Annotated in this window: 21 protein-coding genes; 12 read left to right on the top strand and 9 right to left on the bottom strand. The window is 47.5% G+C overall.

What is annotated here, in order from left to right:
* Positions 1-252: 252 nt before the first annotated feature.
* The gene (locus Q365_RS0103095; protein WP_245621477.1) at positions 253-1,032 is read left to right on the top strand and encodes a substrate-binding periplasmic protein; all 780 of its coding nucleotides are present in this window, start codon (positions 253-255) and stop codon (positions 1,030-1,032) included.
* A 148-nt stretch (positions 1,033-1,180) separates the two neighbouring features.
* On the opposite strand, the gene Q365_RS0103090 is transcribed toward Q365_RS0103095, so the two are convergent.
* Positions 1,181-2,488, bottom strand: a complete 1,308-nt coding sequence (locus tag Q365_RS0103090) for a glycoside hydrolase family 18 protein (RefSeq protein WP_028021969.1) — start codon at positions 2,486-2,488, stop codon at positions 1,181-1,183.
* A gap of 392 nt (positions 2,489-2,880) precedes the next feature.
* Between Q365_RS0103090 and Q365_RS0103085 the strand changes: the two genes are divergently transcribed.
* From Q365_RS0103085 to Q365_RS0103070, 3 genes are all read left to right on the top strand, one after another.
* Entirely contained in the window at positions 2,881-3,384 is a 504-nt protein-coding gene (locus tag Q365_RS0103085; protein WP_028021968.1) for a hypothetical protein, read from the top strand.
* Positions 3,385-3,576: 192 nt separating this feature from the next.
* Positions 3,577-4,443, top strand: coding sequence for a lipase family protein (locus Q365_RS0103080; RefSeq protein ID WP_028021967.1), 867 nt, complete (start codon positions 3,577-3,579; stop codon positions 4,441-4,443).
* Positions 4,444-4,885: 442 nt separating this feature from the next.
* A complete protein-coding gene (locus Q365_RS0103070) occupies positions 4,886-6,556 on the top strand; it encodes a VCBS protein (RefSeq protein ID WP_035024293.1) in 1,671 nt (556 codons plus the stop codon).
* A gap of 82 nt (positions 6,557-6,638) precedes the next feature.
* Here Q365_RS0103070 and Q365_RS0103065 read toward each other — a convergent pair whose 3' ends face one another.
* Positions 6,639-7,097 (bottom strand): YaiI/YqxD family protein, encoded by a 459-nt coding sequence (locus Q365_RS0103065; RefSeq protein ID WP_028021965.1) that lies wholly within the window; start codon positions 7,095-7,097, stop codon positions 6,639-6,641.
* 82 nt (positions 7,098-7,179) lie between these two features.
* The gene (locus tag Q365_RS0103060; RefSeq protein WP_407637567.1) at positions 7,180-7,503 is read right to left on the bottom strand and encodes a c-type cytochrome; all 324 of its coding nucleotides are present in this window, start codon (positions 7,501-7,503) and stop codon (positions 7,180-7,182) included.
* 441 nt (positions 7,504-7,944) lie between these two features.
* Here Q365_RS0103060 and Q365_RS0103055 point away from each other — a divergent pair, with 441 nt between their 5' ends.
* Positions 7,945-9,762 (top strand): PhoX family protein, encoded by a 1,818-nt coding sequence (locus Q365_RS0103055; protein WP_211254235.1) that lies wholly within the window; start codon positions 7,945-7,947, stop codon positions 9,760-9,762.
* 128 nt (positions 9,763-9,890) lie between these two features.
* Here Q365_RS0103055 and Q365_RS0103045 read toward each other — a convergent pair whose 3' ends face one another.
* Positions 9,891-10,358, bottom strand: coding sequence for an Mpo1 family 2-hydroxy fatty acid dioxygenase (locus Q365_RS0103045; protein WP_028021962.1), 468 nt, complete (start codon positions 10,356-10,358; stop codon positions 9,891-9,893).
* Positions 10,359-11,154: 796 nt separating this feature from the next.
* Between Q365_RS0103045 and katG the strand changes: the two genes are divergently transcribed.
* From katG to Q365_RS0103025, 4 genes are all read left to right on the top strand, one after another.
* Positions 11,155-13,365 (top strand): catalase/peroxidase HPI, encoded by a 2,211-nt coding sequence (katG, locus tag Q365_RS0103040; protein WP_028021961.1) that lies wholly within the window; start codon positions 11,155-11,157, stop codon positions 13,363-13,365.
* Between the two features lie 328 nt (positions 13,366-13,693).
* Complete coding sequence (gene gfa / locus Q365_RS0103035; RefSeq protein WP_211254230.1) at positions 13,694-14,263, top strand: S-(hydroxymethyl)glutathione synthase; 570 nt, start codon at positions 13,694-13,696, stop codon at positions 14,261-14,263.
* Between the two features lie 288 nt (positions 14,264-14,551).
* Positions 14,552-17,179 (top strand): hypothetical protein, encoded by a 2,628-nt coding sequence (locus Q365_RS25320; RefSeq protein WP_211254229.1) that lies wholly within the window; start codon positions 14,552-14,554, stop codon positions 17,177-17,179.
* 85 nt (positions 17,180-17,264) lie between these two features.
* Positions 17,265-17,609 (top strand): DUF1840 domain-containing protein, encoded by a 345-nt coding sequence (locus tag Q365_RS0103025; protein ID WP_028021959.1) that lies wholly within the window; start codon positions 17,265-17,267, stop codon positions 17,607-17,609.
* A gap of 194 nt (positions 17,610-17,803) precedes the next feature.
* Here the strand turns inward: Q365_RS0103025 and Q365_RS0103020 are convergent, their stop codons facing one another.
* The 4 genes from Q365_RS0103020 to Q365_RS0103005 all read right to left on the bottom strand — a co-directional run bounded on the left by Q365_RS0103020 (position 17,804) and on the right by Q365_RS0103005 (position 19,374).
* Positions 17,804-18,226, bottom strand: coding sequence for a hypothetical protein (locus tag Q365_RS0103020; protein WP_028021958.1), 423 nt, complete (start codon positions 18,224-18,226; stop codon positions 17,804-17,806).
* A 161-nt stretch (positions 18,227-18,387) separates the two neighbouring features.
* Positions 18,388-18,678, bottom strand: a complete 291-nt coding sequence (locus Q365_RS0103015) for a YciI family protein (protein WP_028021957.1) — start codon at positions 18,676-18,678, stop codon at positions 18,388-18,390.
* A gap of 10 nt (positions 18,679-18,688) precedes the next feature.
* A complete protein-coding gene (locus Q365_RS0103010; RefSeq protein WP_028021956.1) occupies positions 18,689-19,015 on the bottom strand; it encodes an antibiotic biosynthesis monooxygenase family protein in 327 nt (108 codons plus the stop codon).
* Entirely contained in the window at positions 19,012-19,374 is a 363-nt protein-coding gene (locus tag Q365_RS0103005; protein ID WP_035024288.1) for an NIPSNAP family protein, read from the bottom strand. Before Q365_RS0103005 ends, Q365_RS0103010 begins: the two co-directional genes overlap by 4 nt.
* 123 nt (positions 19,375-19,497) lie before the next feature.
* On the opposite strand from Q365_RS0103005, the gene Q365_RS0103000 reads away from it, so the two are divergent.
* The 3 genes from Q365_RS0103000 (at position 19,498) to Q365_RS0102990 (ending at position 21,224) form a co-directional block, all read left to right on the top strand.
* On the top strand, positions 19,498-20,196 hold the full coding sequence (locus Q365_RS0103000; RefSeq protein WP_028021954.1) for an ArsR/SmtB family transcription factor: 699 nt from the start codon (positions 19,498-19,500) through the stop codon (positions 20,194-20,196).
* Between the two features lie 63 nt (positions 20,197-20,259).
* Entirely contained in the window at positions 20,260-20,469 is a 210-nt protein-coding gene (locus Q365_RS0102995; protein ID WP_028021953.1) for a hypothetical protein, read from the top strand.
* 221 nt (positions 20,470-20,690) lie between these two features.
* Complete coding sequence (locus Q365_RS0102990) at positions 20,691-21,224, top strand: P-loop NTPase family protein (RefSeq protein ID WP_028021952.1); 534 nt, start codon at positions 20,691-20,693, stop codon at positions 21,222-21,224.
* Between the two features lie 81 nt (positions 21,225-21,305).
* Here Q365_RS0102990 and Q365_RS0102985 read toward each other — a convergent pair whose 3' ends face one another.
* Entirely contained in the window at positions 21,306-22,397 is a 1,092-nt protein-coding gene (locus Q365_RS0102985; protein WP_028021951.1) for a TRAP transporter substrate-binding protein, read from the bottom strand.
* Between the last annotated feature and the right edge of the window lie 26 nt (positions 22,398-22,423).

Raw genomic sequence — 22,423 nt, 5'->3', positions numbered from 1 at the left:
CAGAATTAGTTACACTGGGAAAGTGATGTACTGTCCAACCTTTAAATTGGATGTGTTATTTATTGGACAGCGTGATTATCCATCACTATATTCAGCGCATACCAAGAAAAAACGAAGTCACCTTTGCTTGCTAGTAAAAGACAAAACCCCGCCATGCGGGGTTTTTGTCTTTCTGACTACGGCTATTTTTTTGCCCCAACCAACCCTTTAATACTGGCTATACTGTTCTTATTAATAAGAAAAGGTTGGCATATGAAGATGCACTCTTTCAAATGGCAAAACTGGGGTTTACTGATTTTAGTGGGCTTAGTGTCAACAAATATTCAAGCCGCCCAAAAAACCACGTTTACCATCGGAGTCCAGCCTTTCACTGACTACTCGCCCTACTCCAGCTATCAGAACGGCGACTACCAAGGCTTTAACCGAGACTTACTGGATGCGTTTGCTGAGAAAAGTGGCTATCACTTTGAATACCAGGCTTTACCGTTAAAGCGGCTATATCGTAGCCTGCTCACTGGCAGCATAGATGCGAAGTACCCAGACAACCCAAGATGGTCACAAAACCTCAAAGAAGGCTACGAGGTTGTTTACAGCCAACCTGTCGTGTCATTTGTCGACGGTATTGTCATGTTGGATGAAGACCATGACAATCCAAGAGAAGAACTTCATAACATCGGAATGATCTCTGGCTTTACTCCCTGGCCATTTCTTTCGGATATCCAAGCGAAAAAAATCAACGTGTTTGAAGCCGTCAATATGGATGCACTCATTAAGATGCTTTTAACGGAACGAATCGATGGAATCTATACCAACACAGCGGTCATTCGGCTTAAGCTTCTCAAAGATCATCAGGACGCACCTGCAATATCTTTAAATCGTCAACTTCCCTTTCTTTCTGGTACACGACATCTATCGAGCACGCAACATCCCGAGCTTATCATTCAGTTCAACCAATTCTTGAAGGACAACACAGACTACATATCGTCACTCAAGAAGAAGCATGGGCTGAACACGCAAATTGATGTCCCGTAGACGACCGACGACCCCCAACGATATTCATAGCAGTACCAAGCCTCTTGCAGTCTGTCACTTGCACAAAAAAGCCCAGCAATCTTTGCTGGGCTTTGTGTACTAGCCTGACTATCGACGATGTCGTGTCAGCATTGGCTATTAGTCTGTATTAGTTTTGTGCGGTTTTGCTTCGAAGCACTTGGTGCATCACACCCGTAAGTTCGTCATTTGGATCACCCGAGAGTTCCCACGTAAACACACCCGCAAGACCTTGCTTTTTAGCCCACTCGGCTTTTGCCTTCACAGAGCGTTGGTCTTCAAAAGAGATAAAGACTTTCTTCTCTGCGTTCCATAAGAACGGGGCATGTGACTCTTCGTCGTAACCATACTCGTAACCTTGGTCTTTCGTATAGTTAGCTTTCAAGTCCCAGTACATGAAGTAACCTGGCTCACCTGAACCAAAGCTTGCACCTTTTTCTGACGCCAAGTCTGCTGAAGGCAACGTGCCGTCAAATTCAGACCCTTCCCAACCACGACCATAAAACGCCGCGCCAAGAACCAGTTTGTCTTTCGGAATACCCACTTCAATCATTTGATTGATAAATACATCGGCACCCATGCCCCACCAGCTGCGGTCAGTGGCGTGCAAATTGGTTAAGTGACCCGTTTGCGGTCCCCAACCACCAAGGAAGTCATACGTCATTGCAAACATATTGGTCATCATCGGAGCAACCGCGTTCCAATCGATTTGCGCTGCTTTTGGTCCAACGCCTACCGCAGTAGAAAGCTCATACTCTGAACCTGTTTTGTCAGAGAGCGCATCCAACTCGCTGCGCAATGCAGTCACCAAGGTAGTAAACGCTGCACGCTCTGACGCTTTCGCTTCATCCGACAGTTTGGTATCTGGGTTCCAAGGAGAAGTCGTCAAACCGCCGCCGCCAGGGTATTCCCAATCAAGATCAATGCCGCCAAAGAAATCGTATTCAGCAATCAGCTCAACTGCGGTTTTCGCAAAGTGCTTAATCGCGGCATCGTCTTTTGCCATCGCATGAAACGGTTCTGACATTGTCCAGCCACCAAACGACGGCAAAATGGTCATTTCAGGATGGTCTTTTTTCAATTGCGCCAGTTGGGCAAAATGACCTTTGTAAGGAACATCGACACTGACATCACCGAAATCGATATCAAATGCAGATTTCTGGTCGACCACAATCGCCGAATAAGGTGCTTTACCTTCACAGGCTTTAGCCACTTGTTGTTGAACGGTTTCTGATGCACTTTCATGAGGGCCACACATGCTTAGGAAAGCATAAATGACATGCGTAAGGTTCTCTGCAGGTATGTCTGCAACCGTGTAAGGGTTTTCAGGGTTGGCATACTGCCAATCAGCAAAATATCCACCAACGACGTGATTTTCTGCAAATGCTGGCACTGTCAAACACGCACTTAGTGCAGCCCCTGCTATTATCTTTTTCATACCTTCTCCTTGTACGATGCATTGAATATACCCAAGCAACCTGAAGATGCAGGATTCGGGTTGCTTGGGTATAACCGTCTAATTATTCAACGATTAAGCGAAAATAAATGCTGGGTATGTTCAGAACGACGTTTTGGTAGCACGTCAGTTACGAGGTTTGCGAGGGTAAGCATTTTTCAAAAGAGAGTGAGGTGAAAGGCCCACATTTTTTTGCATCATTGCGCACGTTTTTCTTCGTATTATTGACCCGTTAGTTGTGGGCTTTCATGCAAAGCGATTCCGTTTTATAGGTGGACAGAGTATGCTCCGTCTACATTGGTATATATCATCATTTTGTCATTCATTCGCACGTTCGCGCTAAGACAAAGTACAGAAACAAGGACACCAGCATTTTGAGCAATAAACTCATCAGTATCGATTTGTTTTTTGTGATTGAACGGCTTTTACCGGGCAAACGCACTGTTGAGCTATTTCGCAGCAATACCAAACACTTACCGATTACCACACTGTCACTCAACCATTGTGATTCGGCTTCAGCCTTACAACTTGCTTTATATAAATACTGCATCAACTATGCGGCCTTCTCTCAAGGCACGCCACTGGCTGACGAATATTTCATCGATGGGAAAGACGAGCAGATAGCGCCTGCAACCACGATCGTGGCTTCCTTCATACGTGGTGCATATTGGTGGGTAGAGCACTACCATGAGACCTATCGAGAAGATTGGAGTGAAGATCAGAAAGATCGTTGGTTAAGAGATTTTAAACTGCTTGTGCAAGCCATCATCGGTATTGGTAACTGCACAAAAGCTGAATGGCTGCTCAAGAACCACAGTGCCGTAAAAGCGCTAACATACAACAGCCACATTACGCCTTTTCTACAACACTACGATTGATCCATTCTACTATGCCGCTGTCAGCGGCATTATCCTCCTCTACTTTTACCTTTTACCTTTTACCTTTTACCTTTTACCTTTTACCTTTTACCTTTTACGACCCGATTTTTCCTCTCCTTGGACCACTGTCGTCGTATCGTCATTTACGCTGACTACACTGTCACTAAATCAGTGAAAAAGTGCGGGTAGGCATTGCGTCCAAAAGTAGAAAAGCTCAAGCGTTATCAATATGAACGTTACGCCATTCTTTGTCGTGATGCTTACCCTCTGCAATTTGACCACCGCCAATACGGCTTTTCTGAACTAGGCAGACGCGATATCCACAATCGATGGGGAAAGACAATTATTCGCGTGCTTTGGAAAGAAGACGGAGACGTCGTGGTTGTTTTTAAAGGATCACATAGCTTATGGGATTGGGCGCTGAATCTGGCCGTTTTCCCAAGCCGCGTCGATGCTCCTAACTATGCTGGACATGTCCATTGGGGTTTTCAGTTTCTTTTAAAGCAACCAAGCCACTTCATGCAAAAAAACAGAATAAGACAGGCAGCTAACCTCACCACTGCTCAGCAAGCTGACATCATCCATTCCATTGAAGACAACCATCTCGATGGTGTCTCCGTTATCGAAAAACTAGAGTCCTGCCTATTACCGCTGATTAGCCAAGGAAAGAAATTGTCGTTTACGGGACATTCCTCTGGTGGAAGTATGGCGATCATTGCTGCCGAAATTATCGAGCAAAAGTATCCCAACTCCATAAAACGCATTGTCACATTTGGGCAGCCCGCGACGGGCTATTGGACGTTTAAAGACAGATACAGACTCAAATCAAAAACATATCGGATATGTTGCGATGTCGATATCGTGACCTTCTTACCGGGAATCCCTTTTCTTTTTTGGCACGTTGGCCAGCTATTGTGGCTCCACAATGACCGTATTCATCACAATATGCCTTCTATCATTCGAATCATCCGAGTACTGACAAGCTGGTTATTGCGCCCCATCGCCTATCACTTTATGGACAAGTACATTCGTCGTAAGGACTACTTTGATATGCACTAATTTGATATGAAATCAAAGCGATTCATATGCATCAAATTAGAGAATATAAATTTAGCTATAACGCCAACACACTGGCCAAAAAAACAGACATGTCATTGAAAGTAGATGCACTTTACGGCAATGATGGCAAACACTAGACCTGCCACTTTTACCATGCTTTATGTGATAGAAGCATGAGCCTCGCATAACGAGGCACCCCATATTTCTTAATGCTACTACCCCAAAAGTTCTATCGCGTTCTCCTTATAAGTCATCAAAAAACCACATGTCTCAATATTGAGATAACAAAGTCATTCACTTTTCCATAATCTCCAATCATCGCTAACGCATCGCCAGCAATGCAACGTTGAACAAACTCGAGTGACACAGTAACTCGTTTTGTACAAAACCAAGTACGAACGGCGATTTTGCTAACCTTTTACATGGATGACAGGTAATCGTGATGAAAAAGACACTGCTTACTACTGCAATTCTTGCTGGGGCACTGACCTCCACACAAGCTCTCGCTTATTGTGCGGGCAATGTTTACTCAATGAATGCAGGCCGCGGACACGTCGGGTTGTTGGTTGACGTTCAAGAAGCCAAAGAAATGTCATCCACCTACTATGCAGATGCACAAGACCGTGAGCAGTACCATTCTCGCGCATTGTTCAGCGCATCGAGCATGTCTTATGATCGCATTACTGACCGCCTTTACTACGCGAGCGCACCACAACCGACGGCTTACCATCTTCAAGGCGTAGAAGGTGACGTGACGGAAGAAGAGTTTAAGAGCCTCGATTTACACGCGAAGAAAGTAAAGTCATACCAACTCGCTTACATGGACCCAGCCACGGGTAACCACGTTGCAGGCCCGACAACGAAGAAGCAAATCCTTCGCATGGCCTTTGACCCAGATAGCGGTGAGCTGTTCGCCTCGGATGCGAGAACCATTTTTACCATCGACCCAATCACTGGCGAATCTACGCACATTGCAGATTTCCCGAGCGATCTAAAGTTTGGCGGTTTTACTAGTTGGGGTGACTTTGTCTTCCAAGATGGTGAACTGCTGTTTGTGACGAACGGCCGCACGTTTGCGGTGGATACCACAACGGGTGCGCTTACCTTTAAAGCCTTCCACTTTATCGATTTCGTCACCACTGCAACGCTAGACCAAAACGGTCAGGTACTGATTGCCGCCAAGAACCAGAACGTTTCAGGCAACGTGAACAGTAACCACCTCTTTCGCGTTAAGCTTTCGACTGGCGAAAAGAAAACCGTGGGATTGTTCCCAAGCCGCATCAGTGCAATGGGTACTGTTACCTCAGAAGATCATACCTGCTATGAGAAGACCATCTTCCCAAGTGATTTGACACCAGAAGTTACGGGAATCACCTTGGCATCGGCTTCGGTGAATGAAGGCTCAACCGCCTACTTTACGATTAACTTTGACAAAGCAACAGGCGATGCGAATACCAAAGTACGTGTCTCACTGAAAAATGGCACCGCAGTATTAAACAGCGACTATCGCAATACAGTGGCCTTGCTATTCTCTGATGGCTCAACAGGCTCTGCGACTATCTCCTCAACGCTAACAGAAATCAGCTTGCCGCAAGGCGTAGATTCAGTGCGTATCGGCGTACCAACCGTCAACGATTCTACCCATGAGAACAGCGAGTACTTTACGTTGAATGCTTGGGTGGCTTCAGACAAGAGCGATTTGAGTGCTGCTAATGTCACCATCATCGACAATGACCCTGATGTACACACACTCTTGACCAACGCGGCAAGCAACAGCCGCGTCGCGTGGCACGGCAGCAGAGGCGGCCACGGAAATGACCAGTATATTCGAGGCGTGCATGCGAACATCAGCGGCACCATTCCAGCAGGCACCACGCTTGAGTTCTATCAAACAGGTTCACACCTTCGTAGCATTTCCATCAACAGTGGTGGTCAATACTATGAGCAACATGGAAATCATGAGCGTTACTACCAATCAGGTGATATTGCTTGGGCACGACTGAAAGGCCCTAATGGTCAATACTACAACGTTCGAAAAGGTCACCGTGCACAGTTACATTCGAACAAGGATGTTATCTGTACAAGTGGCTGTTGGAGCAAGATCTTTAACTAACTCCCTGCGAAGGCGTTAATAGATCCAAAAGAAAAAGGAGCGATAATTCGCTCCTTTTTCACGTTTGCTACAAGACGACACGCTATTTGGCCGCTTTGCTTCTTTGCAGAAACTTGTCGAGTTCATTGGCAAACATTTGTCTGTCTTGCTGGCTCATTGTCGCAGGGCCACCGGTCTGAATTCCGCTAGAGCGCAATGTATCCATAAAATCACGCATGTTCAGTCGCTGGCGGATATTCTCCTTGGTGTACAATTCGCCCCTTGGATTCAACGCCACAGCCGCTTTATCGATAACTTCTGACGCCAATGGAATATCTGCCGTGATCACCAAATCTCCACGCTCAACACGCTGCACGATTTCGTTGTCTGCCACGTCAAAGCCTTTCTCTACTTGAATGCTGCGAATAAAGCGAGATGGAGGCGTACGCAATGACTGATTGGCTACCAGCACTAATTCAGTTTGCGTGCGCTCTGCGGCGCGGTATAGCACTTCTTTGATTACCGTCGGACAAGCATCGGCATCAACCCAGATTTTCGCCATTATTTCTTCCTTAGGAATACGTTTGGTTGGCACATTACCAGCGGCACCGTTAAGCCGCAAATTATCAATGTGATCAGACCTTCTAACGTGACTGTTCCGCGTAATACGCGGCAATGTCTGCCATGTCCTGCGCGCTCAGCACTGACATCTGTTGTTTCATTAGTCGACCCATTGCACCGTCACGCTGACCCTCTTTATACGCCATCATTGCGTCATAAAGATATTCAGCATTTTGGCCGTTCATATTCGGATAGTCATCTCGTGGGCTAACACCCGTCACGCCATGACAAAACTGGCAGGTGTAGGCTTTTTGCATTCCAATGTCTGAATTACCTTCAGGCATATTGGCTATTACAGGGCTCGACATTGCTGCCATCAAAATAAGGCTGCCCAAAAGGTTGTTCAATGTATCGTCTCCAAAATGTTTCACGCTTGTCTAATTTATTGCACCACACTTGACCGTGCATACCCAAGCAACCTGAAGGTGCTGGATTCAGCGAGTATCTTCAGGTTGCTTGGGTATATAAGTGAAGAGTGATGCAATTTTTCATTAGTATTTATGCATCGCATTGTACAGGGGTGAGCGGCATATCAACATGCAATTTACTGCATTTGAACTTTCAATATTCCTTCAATGCCAATCAAGTATTCGTTAAATGACATCTTATGTTCATTGGTAGGTCACGAATACTTCACATTTCCTACGCAAACTTCGCAGCCTAAACAAAACGTTTTCATTTCCGTCAAACAACACGTAAAGGAAGTTATCGTGAGCGAATATAACCAACATAACGATCAACGTGAACTGGACGCAGAACCAGCCTTCAACCGTTTTATTGATGCAGCGATGAATCGCCGCAATTTCCTTCGTGCAACCGGGGCCGCAGGTTCTGTTGCATTTTTCGCAGCAACGCCAGTTGCACAGGCCGTGGCTGGTTCCATGGACAAAAGCACGCTAATGGGTTTCAAAGCCATTCCAGCATCCACGGCAGATACGATTGTTGTGCCTGAAGGCTATGTGGCTGAACGCCTTGTCTCTTGGGGTGACCCATTGTTCGCGAACTCACCGGCGTTCAGTCAATCCAATGATTCGAAAGCGCAAGAAATGCAGTATGGCGACAACACTGACGGCATGACTTTCTTCCCGATTTCAGACACGCGCGCTGTGTTAGTTGCCAACAACGAATACACCAACAACGAATACCTTTACCCACACCAAGGCAAGAACATTTCTGCCGATGATGTGCGTAAATCTCAAGCTGCGCACGGTGTCTCTATCATCGAGTTAGTGAAGAAAGACGGTGAATGGCAAGTGAACGTAGAAGGCCGTTTGAATCGTAAGCTAACGGCTTACACCGAAATGGAAATGACGGGCCCAGCCGCAGGGAATGACCTACTGAAAACGGCTGCAGACGCTTCAGGTAACAAGATCTTAGGTACGTACAACAACTGCGCAAATGGTCAAACACCTTGGGGCACTTACCTCACCTGTGAAGAAAACTTCAATGGTTACTTCGCCGCGTCAAAAGAAGTAGAGCTGACTGACGAATACAAACGTTACGGTGTGAAAGACAAAGACTGGGGTTACGACTGGTGGAAACACGATGATCGCTTCGACATCGCAAAAACACCTAACGAGCCAAACCGCTTTGGTTGGGTTGTTGAAATCGACCCAATGAACCCAAATTCCACGCCGAAGAAGCGCTCAGCATTGGGTCGCTTTAAGCACGAAAACGCTGCACTCACGATCAATGATGACGGCCATGTGGTTGTTTACTTGGGCGATGATGAGCGTGGTGAGCACTTGTACAAATTTGTTTCTAAGAACAAGTACAAGCCAGGCGTCCACACGTCTAACCTCAACCTGCTTGAAGAAGGCACGCTTTACGTCGCGAAATTGGACGGCAAAGAAGGTGAGATCAAGGGCAATGGCGAATGGATTGAACTGACGTTCGGTAAAAATGGCCTAACGCCTGAAAATGGCTTCAACAGCCAAGCAGAAGTCATGATCTTCGCACGTAAAGCCGCGACACACGTTGGCGCAACCACCATGGACCGCCCTGAGTGGGTTGCTGTTCACCCAGACAATAAGCACGTGTTCTGTACGCTAACCAACAACAAATACCGTGGCGTAAGAGACACGCAGCCTGTGAATGTGGCTAACCCGCGTGTTAAAAACCCTTATGGTCACATCATCCGCTGGGAGCCAAAGAATGGCGACCACACAGCAACAACCTTCGATTGGGATTTGTTTGTGATGGCGGGCAACCCAGAAGTGCATGATGACCTGATGGCGGGTACACCAAACATCAATAAAGACAACATGTTCAACAGCCCAGATGGTCTAGGTTTTGATGCTGCAGGCCGTATGTGGATCCAAACTGACGGTAAGTATTCAAACAAAGATAACTTCGCAGGCATGGGCAACAACCAAATGCTATGTGCGGACCCGAAAACTGGCGAAATCCGCCGTTTCTTGACGGGCCCTATCGCGTGTGAAATTACAGGTTTGGCTTTCTCACCGGATCACAAAACCATGTTCGTGGGCGTACAGCACCCTGGCGAAGATCTTGCGCCTTCACACTTCCCAGATGGCGGAGACTCGGTGCCTCGCTCCACCGTTATGCGTATTACTCGTAAAGACGGCGGCGTGATCGGCGCATAACGCCAATAACTTCAGCATCGACTGATTCGTCGCTGCTAAACACCTAACAAAAACCAGCCTGATGGCTGGTTTTTTTGTCCTGTCGCGGAAGCCAAGTTCAACGAATCTTCGTTGCTAGCCTTGATCATCTAGCCTTGTTCATGGCGAGTTAGTGGCACATAGAAGTGAAAAACCCACGCAGGGCCAATCAGCAAGAACTGCACATCTTTCAAGAAAGAAGGCTTCTTCCCCTCAATGTGATGACCCACAAATTGCAATATCCACAGAACCACAAACATCGCTAAGGATAAATTGATAATGCTGATGTTCGCAGCCTCAAGTTCAATCAATACCATGGTGCAAAATGCCGAAAAAGACGCCATCGCAGCCAGTGCTTTGATAGACAACCGCGCATAGAATCCCAAGACAAATGCCAAAACGAGAAAGTATGGGGCAATCTGGATGCCCAAAACGGAAAACGATGGGAGCAGCCAGAGAAATCCAGCCACTGAGAAAAATATGCCCGGCACGGCGACCTTATGGATCTTTTGGTTTGTCGGGTGTTGGTGACTTTCACCGTATTCTTCGAACCAGTCATCCAATGATTTCTTCTTCATCAAGCTCTCCTTCTCTTTGTTTTTATTCACCAATCTAACAACAATGTGCCCCTATGCATACTCGAGCACCGACAAAATGCTTGTTAAGTGAAGCTATGGATCTGAAAAAACGCCATGAGAATCATCCTAAACAGACAGCGCTTAGACGATTCCCAAGTAACCTGAAGATGCCGGATTCAGCGAACATCTTCAGGTTACTTGGTTATCGCTCCCTCATAAGTGATAATAATTCTTGTAAATTGGAAAATACAATTAGATTCATATTTACACACTGCAAAGTTCTGACATTTAATTAAAATAAAAAACACAGAAAATAACCAGACACCCAAAAATAACCCCTCAAGATAAAATAATAAAATCAATTATATTAACCAGTTAATACACCAGATTGAAAAGTCACACCTAAATTATTTGTTTTTTCTATCGAACCCATCGGAATAATTATTTTTATATATTGATGAATTTCTGCCTACAATCTCATCACTGGTCATTTATTTAGACAAATACAGACCATTCAATTCTTGCCAGAACGTGGGGCTTACTTTTTATTAAATTAATATCATGCGGTTATGAAAAAGCATTCCGTCAACAGACGGCGGTAAGAGAAGAAAATCTTTTCTACTCAAAAACCAAGTGAACAATATTTAAGACACTTTAATTAATTCAATTGCATAACACGCATTCTAAAAGCACCAATTAGTATGTAATCACAAAGCATTCTTTCACACGGAAATTATCGAAAACATTGAGTTATCGACACTCAGAGTAAACGTAGAAATATTAAAAGGAGACGAATATGTTCAAGCGCACGTTACTTTCTATCACGTTAACAAGCCTCCTCGTGGCTGCTCCCGCCTTTTCTCAAGGAGAGCCGAAATCAAATCAATTCTGGTGGCCGGATCAACTCAACCTGGCACCACTTCGAGACCACGATAGCTCCTCAAATCCCTATGGCGAGAGTTTCGACTACGCATCAGCCTTTGAAGCACTCGATCTTTCGCAAGTCAAAGCAGACATTGCCACTGTTCTCACCACCTCACAAGACTGGTGGCCTGCAGATTATGGTCATTATGGTCCCTTCTTCATTCGCATGGCATGGCATGCCGCGGGCACCTATCGTGTGAACGATGGACGTGGCGGTGCCGGTGGTGGTCAGCAACGTTTTGACCCACTCAATAGCTGGCCGGACAACGGTAATCTAGACAAAGCAAGACGCTTGCTGTGGCCAGTAAAACAAAAGTACGGTGCTAGCTTATCTTGGGCAGATCTCATGGCATTAACAGGCAACGTATCTCTGGAAGCGATGGGCTTTAAAACCTTTGGTTTTGCAGGTGGCCGTGAGGACGATTGGGAACCGGATCTTGTCTATTGGGGGCCAGAAGAGGAAATGCTTGCTGACGAACGCCGAGATGAAAATGGCAAGCTAAAAGAAGGATTAGCCGCGGTGCAAATGGGGCTGATATATGTGAACCCAGAAGGCCCGGGCGGTGTCCCCGACCCACTCGCTGCAGCCAAAGATATCAAGCACTCTTTCGGTCGTATGGCCATGAATAACGAAGAGATCGTGGCGCTTATCGCAGGCGGTCATACCTTCGGTAAAGCACATGGCGCGCACAAACCTGAAGAGTGTGTAGGACCAGCTCCCGCTGGCGCAGAGATTGAAGATCAAGGCTTCGGCTGGAAAAACAAATGTGGTACAGGAAAAGGCGGCGATGCTGTCACCAGTGGCCTTGAAGGCGCTTGGACAGTGACCCCAACGCAATGGACAACGAACTATCTCGATAACCTGTTCAACTTCAACTGGGTATTAACAGAGAGCCCAGCAGGTGCAAAACAGTGGATCCCTGATTCAAAAGCCGCTGCGCAATTGGTCCCTGATGCGCATGACCCACGCAAACGCCATGCCCCAATCATGTTTACGACGGATATTGCTATCAAAGAGGATCCTGAGTTCCGCGCCATTGCAGAACGATTCCGTGAAAATCCTGCTGAGTTTGAGCTGGCCTTTGCCAAGGCATGGTTCAAGCTGAATCACCGTGATCTTGGCCCTCGCGCTCGTTACATTGGTGCGGAAATTCCGGAAGAAATTCTGGTATGGCAAGATCCGATTCCAGCCGTTGATCATCCTCTCATCAGCGATCAACAAGCCGACGCAATCAAAGCCAGCATACTTGCTTCCGGACTGACCGTTCCTGAGCTTGTGAGAACGGCATGGGCATCTGCCGCCAGTTACCGTGGCACCGATATGCGTGGTGGCGCTAACGGGGCCCGCCTTGCTCTCGCTCCGCAAAAAGATTGGGCAGTAAACAATCCTAAAGAAACTAACAAAGTTCTGAAAACGCTCACAAAGATTCAGACGGATTTCAACAAAGAGGCTGGAGATACCCAAGTGTCACTGGCAGATGTCATTGTACTTGGTGGTGATGCTGCCATTGAGAAAGCCGCAAAAGACGCTGGTTATGAGACAGACGTACCGTTCACCCCGGGGCGAATGGATGCCACACAAGCCATGACTGATGTCGAATCCTTCGCTGTTCTCGAACCGACCGCTGATGGCTTCCGCAACTACTATGACGGTACCAAGAACTATCGTTCCCCCGCTGAAATGTTGGTAGAACGTGCAGACTTGCTGACACTAACCGTACCGGAAATGACGGTACTGGTGGGCGGTATGCGAGCCCTAGATGCCAACAGCAATGGATCTGACAATGGCGTGTTTACCGACAAACCGGGCACACTCAACAATGACTTCTTCGTAAATCTATTGGATATGTCCACCAAGTGGTCACCTTCTCCAGACCAAGAAGGCATCTATGTTGGACTTGACCGTAGCTCTGGCGACCAAAAATGGACAGCAACACCTGTTGACCTCATTTTTGGCTCCAATGCCGAGCTGCGCTCGATTGCCGAAGTGTATGCGTCAAACAACGCGCAACAAAAGTTTGTAGATGACTTCGTTGTCGCATGGACAAAAGTGATGAATAACGACCGCTTCGACGTGAAGTAAATCGGTGACTCATACATTGTTTTTGTGATGCTATTGTCACCCTCTAGGCACCGCAGCCGCGGTGCTTTTTTCTTCTCTTCACCCATGAATCAGAAAGCTCACCGCACTCACCTTCAGTGATCTACTGACGGATCAACGCCCTCCGCATGTTCGCTAAATTTCACAACACTGTTTTGCTGGAATACCCATACTCACACCATCTGTAAGGATTAGGCTTAAAGGGACACTCAATGTGCAGCATGACGCTGTGTGTTGAGTCCATGTATTTCAACATTGAGGTCAAACAATGTGGAAAGGAATTCGAAGTCTCATTGCTAAGGTGTTCCCTATGACAATCTCAATCCATCCCGCTGTGAACAACGGCGTGCAACATAACGACGTTGACGGATTTACTGGCGGAAAACTCACGTGCAAATGCTCATCAGATCCTGTTGTGGTTAATGTTTCCGCTCAAACCGCCTTTAATCATGTCTGCGGTTGCTCAAAGTGCTGGAAGCCAGAAAACGCGCTGTTCTCGCAAGTAGCTGTGGTCTCAAAAGACAGCGTCGCCATCGACCAAGGCGCAGACAAGTTGCGGATCATTGATACCAACACCGCCATTCAACGGCATGCTTGCCAAGACTGTGGCGTCCACATGATTGGACGTATTGAAGATACCAACCATCCGTTCTACGGGTTGGACTTTGTTCATACTGAGCTATCAAACGAACAAGGCTGGTCTGCGCCAGAGTTCGCCGCGTTTGTTTCTTCCATCATTGAAGCTGGTACGCCTCCCGAGCAAATGTCCGCTATTCGCGATCGCCTCAAAGAGCTCGGCCTTGAGCCTTATGACTGTTTATCACCCGCATTGATGGATGTGATTGCAACCCATGTCGCCACACAACGTGCGAGCGCCTAACCGCTTTATCTTTTCGTATGGCTACACGTCAAGGTGACAAACAAATCAGACAGCGCAGACATTGCTCAGCACTGTCTGATTTCCTTCCTTTAATCATGACATTAGCATTGGCTTAATATTCTCGTTAATTCACCACCGCGGAAACACCCTGCAGCGCTAATAAAAACGCTAAACGCCTCTTCCTCTCACTGACTAATTGATCGGTTTATTGTCACGATTATCAGACAACAATCATTACATCACTCATGTACAGTTTCCTTGGCATCTCTTTAAAAAGGCATAGGGAATATGTTCAACTTATTCAAGCAACAAGGTGTTTGGCGAACACTGATGACGCCCGTTCGAGCCACTGTCACGCTCATCGAGCGGATCATTACTTTCCTCGCAGGTTGGATCCGCAGCATTCTTGAAACCGGCGAAATCACGTTCAACTTAGAATCGATAGGCTTAACCGCCGATGAAGCCCGCAGAAAATGGGCAAGCGATCGCGAAGGTGTGATTGCCATGGCGCAGCGAAACCAAATTAAGATTGAACAAGGGCTTCGTCTACGGGATCTCAATGGTGATTTGGTGCCAGCCTCCAAAGAAAGGTATGACTTCAATGTGGTGATGGGAAAAGGCTATTTTCCCATCGTCGGGAACTTGCTTATCCCTGCTGGCGCCGGCACGTTTCAGGGGCAAGGCTGCTTTGTGCGAAGAAAGTCGCTGTTTTCTGCCGTCAAAAGCGTCACCACACATCCCACTGCACTTTGTCCGATTGGCGGCACCGATAACGACGGACTTCTCACGCAATGTGGTTCCAGCCGTATCTTTGATTTTGCCGTCAGCGGGTGTTTAAAAGATCCCGGCGACGGTGGCAACGGCATAGTCATCGGACACACTCCGCCCGAGCCCGATGTGGCAAAATCAGCTCCACCGACATCCCCGCAGTATTGGGCGGGTCAGCCAAACCGAACCCCTCAGAAGCGATTTGGTAAACCTCAAGTTTGGTCAGATTTAACATCATTTAAGCTCAAAAACAGTAACGGTGACACGGAGATCATCGTTCCCGCAAAGGGCACTTACAGCACGTCAAAAGACGTTTTGCTCGATGACACCGTAGACATCCCCTTGGTGAGATGGGTGCGCGCATTCTCCGCAAACGGTACCGAAATCGCACGTTATGCGAACGTCGGGAACACCCTATCTGGGAAGCCAGTGGGCATCAGTGCAGAAGACAGACAAACCACCAGCAATCCCCTTCCTACTGGGGAAACGCGGGTGTATCACGAACCAATTAAACCATCTGACAAAACCACAACCGTCATCGTTCCCAATGGCCTTCCCTCAGCCACTAAAACCGTTGAAGTGTCGTTCTATAACCATATTTCCTATTACACCGTGCTGTCGCAGATGACGCCCTACCTTCCTGGCAACTACTACACGGTGGCGCGCGCGTCCTATAACGCTTTCGCCAACATTGTGGTGGAGGATATGCCTTGGAATGGGTTTGTGGGTGTCGATGGCGCTTACAACACACTCATCAATATGATGGCGCGTGCCAATGGCCTTGATGGCTGGTTCTTCCCCGGCGGGTATGAAGATTACATGCACAATAGCTTCATTGGCTGCGCTGGCGTCAATAACCAAGGTTGGGCTCTTTTCATGTCAGAGCCTCTGCAAGGAAGCCGAAACCCTGCAGATAGCAATGGATGGCCCACATCTAAAGGGCAACTCGAGGTGCATCGAAAGGTCACCTATATTGCCTCTTCAAACGATCTTGCCAACTTTGACGGCTACGGGAATCGAAATGGCGCGTTATACATGGGCGCGAACTCAAACTCCATGCAAACGGGCAGCATGGAACATCATTTCGATACCCACAATATTGACCCGTTTGGTAATGCGTCGACGAAAGATGATGCAGATTGGAACCCAATGCGATGGACCAGCCTTATCGTCTTCACCGCGGAATCACGACGCAATGCGATTGTGATGACCAGTACCCCGACAGATACCCGTCGAGTCACCTTCTGTAAAACAAGACTGGAGCAACAATCGCCTTTATCCGGCAACCCAGACAGCAACATATACAGTGGCCTTAGCGCCAACCACTATTGCCACCCTCGCCCTGATGATTTTGCATCTTTGCTCGAAGTGCGTCCCCCATCCATTGCGCATTTCCATCTCACACCTTACGACGAAAATGAACGTGTCGCGGGCGATCTCCCCGCAAGACCAGGTGGAACTGGTGAGTTACAAGGCCTGTTTTCAGGCAGCCGCACAGTCTTATTCCGCCCTTGGATTTACGACATTACCCCAATAAAAAACCATCTTCCTTATGGCTGGAAAGTGGTGTTTTCTGCCAAAGACAAAGAACTGCCCGGTGCAGGGAAAGACGTCGCTTTGTCTGCCGACTCCATTGGTATTGCCGGTCAGCATCAGCTCAATACCCTGTATTTCGGCACACATACTCACAACTTCAAAGGACGCACCATCGAATCTGGGCGTGTATACACCGTGTCCGCCGATATTTCATTTCTGAGCGATCGTTTTGATGACATCAACATGAACTTGCTAAGCGTCTCTGCGAACTACTTGTTTGATGAGGTCAAAAAAACCTCAGGCACGCCTGCGGAAAAACTTCCAGTGACCTTACTGGTGATGCCTGCAAGAATTAGGCTCTGGGAAAACGCCAAAGGCGCCAAGAAGTTCTATGTGGAAATCCCATTGCTGAACACAGACAGCAAAGACGTTTCCTTCCCCGACAACAGTAACCACCTCCAGTATTTTAAAATCAAGGTTGAAACCGCGTCGGTCGATACCTCGCTTAACCGAGACGCTGATCAAGATGCCCTGCAAGACACCAGGCAAGAAGATGACGACCTTCTATTGAAAGATGCGAGCGTTACTCAAAGTCGAGATGCCTTAAACTGATACGATGACATAGGGTTAAGGAGTCGCACTGCTTAGAACTTGTGCGACTGCGTCTTCTTTCCATGCATACAACAGGATGAATCGTATGTTGATCAGATTTAGCTGCAAGGCTTACGCCGATATCACCATGTTTGGTGAAGTTGGCCTACAAATGTTGAAAATGATGGGACACAGCGAAACCGTACCCGGCGCGATTTTGGCCGAGGATGTCCCTGCTGCGCTCGGTAATCTCTTCGATGCCATTCAAGCGGAGAAAGCCAAATCGGCGTCTGCGCCTATCAGCAACGATGAAGACGAAGAAGACAGCTTCATGGAGTCTCCCGTTAGTATCGGTCATCGCGCTATCCCGTTGATCGAATTGCTGAATGCCGCATCTGAGAATACTTGCGACGTGATGTGGCAGGACGCAACAGACAGTTCGTTTCTTTAAGTCACCTTAGGATGTTAGTGAGAGAACACGGGCAGGGACGCTTTGATCATAATCCTGCATCTTCAGGTTGCTTGGGTATAAGTTAGATTGCCAACGTCTCGCCGTCATAATTTACGAACGAAATAAAAAAGCACCGATGCGTTTATCATCCGTGCTTTTTTGTTCAGCGATAACTTGAGTGACATAAACCCTTGCTACGCCCACTTCACCGATTCTGGCAGAGACTGCTCTAATCCATACAAGTGACGAATCAACTGCGCTTCGTGGTTGGTTTCATGTTCTAACAAATACATAAGTAAACTGTCTCTTTCCGGTGTCCACTCGTCTACGTGCGCGAGTGCGCTCTCAAACGCCGCTTCCGAAGACACCAACGCGGATTGCACATCCCCTCTATTTTCGGTTGACGATAGTGAACAGGAAAACCCGTTCCAATCCCCGGCTAACAGTGCGTTTGCATAGCTTTCGCGTGCGCCGACAATACACCACATATGCTCACCGACGGTCTTGTTTTTCGGGACATCAAGGTGCGAATTAAACAACTCAGGGGCGAGCGTGTCGACGATGTTATTGAGCGATTGAAAGCGTTCTCTAAGATGCTGTAATACGAGGTCTCTCATTGCCTTTCCTTGGGTTCTGTTAGCCAAAAACACCCACCAATTATAGAGACGGGATCCTCTGAGAAAACCGGAAAATCGCGAGAATACGCTGCGCTTCGACGAAGCTCTCATCACCGACTCGATGCTGTCGCTTTGCTATGTCCGTGATGCTGAAATCCACCTTATATAACAACAGGCTCGTCAAACGCTTTGCCCCACAGCTTTAACGTATAGTTTCTATATGCTGGTACATAGTATGGGTCGCTTTCAATGATCGCCTTAGCACGAGCAAAGCTCTCTACCTCCATGATCCAGAGACCGCCGACGAATGCGCCGCCCTCTTCATCTTTCAAACCACCTCCCACCAAGATTTCCGATTGGTTAGCTTTCAGAAAATCCAGATGGGCTTGCCCATGCTGCTTTCGGTGCGCAAGCATCTCGGGTGTATCGGTGAATACTGCGACAATTCTCATACCTCTCTCCTTAGTGGGTATCCGTGTTCGGCGTAATTCCCATGCCATAATCTCTCACCACATCCGCAACCCGAATTCGATAATCACGAAACAATCGGTGCTTCCCTTCTTTCTGGGCAATTTGGTGCTGTAAATGCTCGCGCCACAGAGAAATTGCCGCCTCCGTCTCCCAGAAAGAGAGCGACAAAATCCGTCCTTCCTTGGTCATAGATTGAAAGCGCTCGATAGAGATAAACCCTTCCACTGCCTCCAGTGACTCTCGTAGCGATGCCGCCATATCAAGATACGCTTGTTTGTGTTCGGGATACGGTTCAACTTCGAAAATTACCGCAATCATTGTTCAGTCCTCGCTTCCTGTTTATACGTCGCATCAACAACACGCAGAAACGAACGCCGCTCTGAGATGATAAAGCGCTCTTTATTGGCAAACAGAAAATTCCGCTTACCCGCTTCATCTGAACGTAACCGCTCTCGGTAAGCTTCATACTCGGCAAGGCTCGGAAAAGTGATCAACCCAAACGCCACATCATTTGTCCCCTCATGGGGTAGAAAATAACCCAACAAATCGCCACCACATTGTGGAATGATCTTGCCCCAGTTCTTGGCGTATTTTTCAAACTGACTCAGCTTAAAAGGATCAATTTTGTACTCAATCAAACACGTAATATTCATCGCCAACGCTCCTTTCCTATCCATTGAGCCACCAGCCTATCGCGGCAAATAACCGCTTGCTTCGACCACGGTCGAAGTAAACTGGGCTTTCAGTTGCTACCCTTCTTTCATAACAACCCGAAGCGCAACCGCACTTGGACACGAATCATGGAACCCAAGATCACACACATCGCCTCGCTGATCGCAGATGATGCACGCTCGAAAATGTTGATTGCCCTGCTTGGCGGCAAAGCATTAACCGCGACAGAGCTTGCTCTTGAAGCGGATATCACCTCGCAGACCGCCAGCAGTCATTTGGCGAAATTGGTAATGGGGGAATTACTGGTCGTGAGAAAGCAAGGCCGACATAAGTATTTCCAGCTCGCAAACTATCAAGTCGCTGAGCTACTAGAGCAACTGATGAACATCACTGTGCCCCTCACCACGGTGCCAACAGGCCCAAGCGACCCGAATCTTCGCCATGCTCGAGTCTGTTATGACCATCTTGCCGGAGAGGTTGCCGTCCGTCTTTACGATGATCTCGTGGCGCAAGAACTCATTGTGGATGCGCATATTGAAGCCACACTCACAGATAAAGGCAGGCAGTTTTTTCAGTCTATCGGTGCCAACATCAGCGAACTTGAAAAACAGAAACGACCAATGTGTAAAGCCTGTTTAGATTGGAGTGAGCGACGTACTCACCTCGCTGGAACTTTGGGGAAGTGGCTGCTGAACGACGCCATGGATAAGGGTTGGATCGCGCGAATACCAGACTCGAGGGTGGTCGGCTTTACTCCAGCAGGTGTCATTGCTTTTAACAAAATCTATTGCACCTCTCTGCGCGTGCCGCAGCGAGGTTCAGGCTAAAACTTTGGAAATCCAAAGCTAGGTGTACGCTGGTGGTACACAGTAACTTTATAGAGTATCACCATGATTTTTAGAGTATTGAGTACACTGATTTGGTTCGTTGTTCTCGCTGGTATCGTCGACCCTGAAGCACCAGCGTGGTTCCAATGGATATCGTGGATGGCAATGTTAGGCATGATCGCTGTCTGCATCTTTGCTCTGTATGCCGAAAAGATCTCAGCTTGGGCAGAACGGAAAGAGGCCGAATTAAAATCAAGATCGAAGCGCAAGTAAAATGGATGGATGAATAAAGAGAGAAATATAACTCTTCGTTGACAATCAACACGTTCCATATAAGGATGGTTTCATGAGAGCAAATAATGAACAGCTAACCGCACGAATTATCATCATTCCATAGGAATGGTGGGATGCTCTACGCGCATTTTAAAACCCACCCTTAGAGGTGGGTTTTCTGTTTTCTGCCTCAAGGGATCATTTAATATAAAGGAGATCCTATGAATAAAGTCGCCGTTTTTGGTAAACCGGGCAGCGGTAAATCCACGTTGAGCAAAGCACTGTCTTCATCAACACGCATTGAACTCTATCCGCTCGACGCCATGGTGTTTAAGAAAAATGGCGAGCACGTCGAGCGCGAAGTATTCGATAAAGCCCATGACGATATTCTATCGTCTGAGCGTTGGATCATCGATGGGCTTGGGCCGTTAGGTTCCTTTAACCAGCGCTTAGAAGCCGCAGACACCTTGATCTATATTGACCTCCCTTACCCAACCAGCTATTGGTTTGTGACTAAGCGTCTTCTTAAAGGGTTATTCGTGAAGCCAGAAGGTTGGCCTGATGGGAGCTCTGTGTTTAAAGGGTCATTAAACAGCTACAAGTTTCTTAAACTCTCCCCTAGATTTTGGAATGATGATTTCACATCTCGACTGGAAAGCTTATCGAGCCATCAAACCGTGCACATCATTCGGTCGGTTTCTGCGCTCAATGCGTTTGTGGAGCAACTTCAAGATCATCAAGAAATCACGAGTTAATCCCAATGATCGGGCACAAAAAAATCAGCCCAATCGGGCTGATTTTATATAGCGTTAAACATTTACAGCGGCCAATCTTGACTACATTAGGTCAGACTTATCTGCGTCAGCAATTTGCTTCTGCGCTTTGTCTGATTCCACTTGAAGCAAATCAAACCACTTCTTGCCGTCTTTTACGTTCTCTTGGAACCACGTATAAACAGGCGCGGCTGATTCTTGAAACTTGGCTTTTTCAGCAGGAGTTGGAACATAGAGCGTTCCGCCAGATTTCTTGAACGCTTCATACGCAGCAATAGATTTGCGCTTCGGTGACGCAAACGTCGCTTGCTGCAGTGCGCGGAAGCCATCAACAATCACTTTGCGCAATTCCACAGGCATATCCAAGAAGGCTTCGTTGTTCATGTACCAGAGAGCTGACATGTATGCGTGACCATCGAGCGTGACATATTTCAGGCCCGCTTCAGGGAATTTCATGCCCATGATATCAGTGATACCATTTTTCGAACCTTCAACCACGCCCGTCTGGAAAGACGTGTAAAGCTCAGGCCATGGAATGGGTGTTGGGCTTGCGCCGAGGGCTTTCACTAGCTCTTGTGGCAAATCAGCCACCACGGTACGGATCTTCAACCCTTCCAAATCACTGGGTTGTTTTACGGTTCGCTTGGTGTTGGCAAAGTTACGCCAGCCACCTGTGTTACCAATCGCCATAAGGCGAAGTTTGTCATCAGTATCCGCCAAAATCGCTTTGCGTAGCTCGCGAACAAAGTCGCCTTGGAACACAGCTTCAGCAGTGCGGTCATCAGGAAGCACATAAGGCAAATCTAACACCTGAATGTACGGGAACATGTTCGCCGCACCGCCAGAGGTAGAGATGTAAACATCAACAGAGCCGTCTTCAACCGCTTGGATACACTCCGTACCGTTGCCACACAGCTGCGTACCGATGTACAGATCGACTTTGATCTTGCCGTTAGAGTGCGCTTCGACAAAATCTTTGAATACCACTAAACCATCATAGTCTTCGTCGTTTTCGTTCGAGTTCGCTACAGCACGAAGGTTGAAATCTGCCGCCATCGCGGGAACAGACAACGCCGCGGTAGTCATGAGTCCCGCCAACAGTGCCAGTGCACTTCCCTTAAATGCTTTACGCACCTGATTTACTGTTTTATTCATACTTCACCTTTCACTTCCGTGATCCT

The organism is Enterovibrio calviensis DSM 14347 (genome assembly GCF_000621165.1).
In the GTDB taxonomy this organism is placed as follows: Bacteria; Pseudomonadota; Gammaproteobacteria; order Enterobacterales; family Vibrionaceae; genus Enterovibrio; species Enterovibrio calviensis.
The sequence above is the reverse complement of the archived record's forward strand: the minus strand, read 5'-3'. Positions and strand labels throughout refer to the sequence as shown.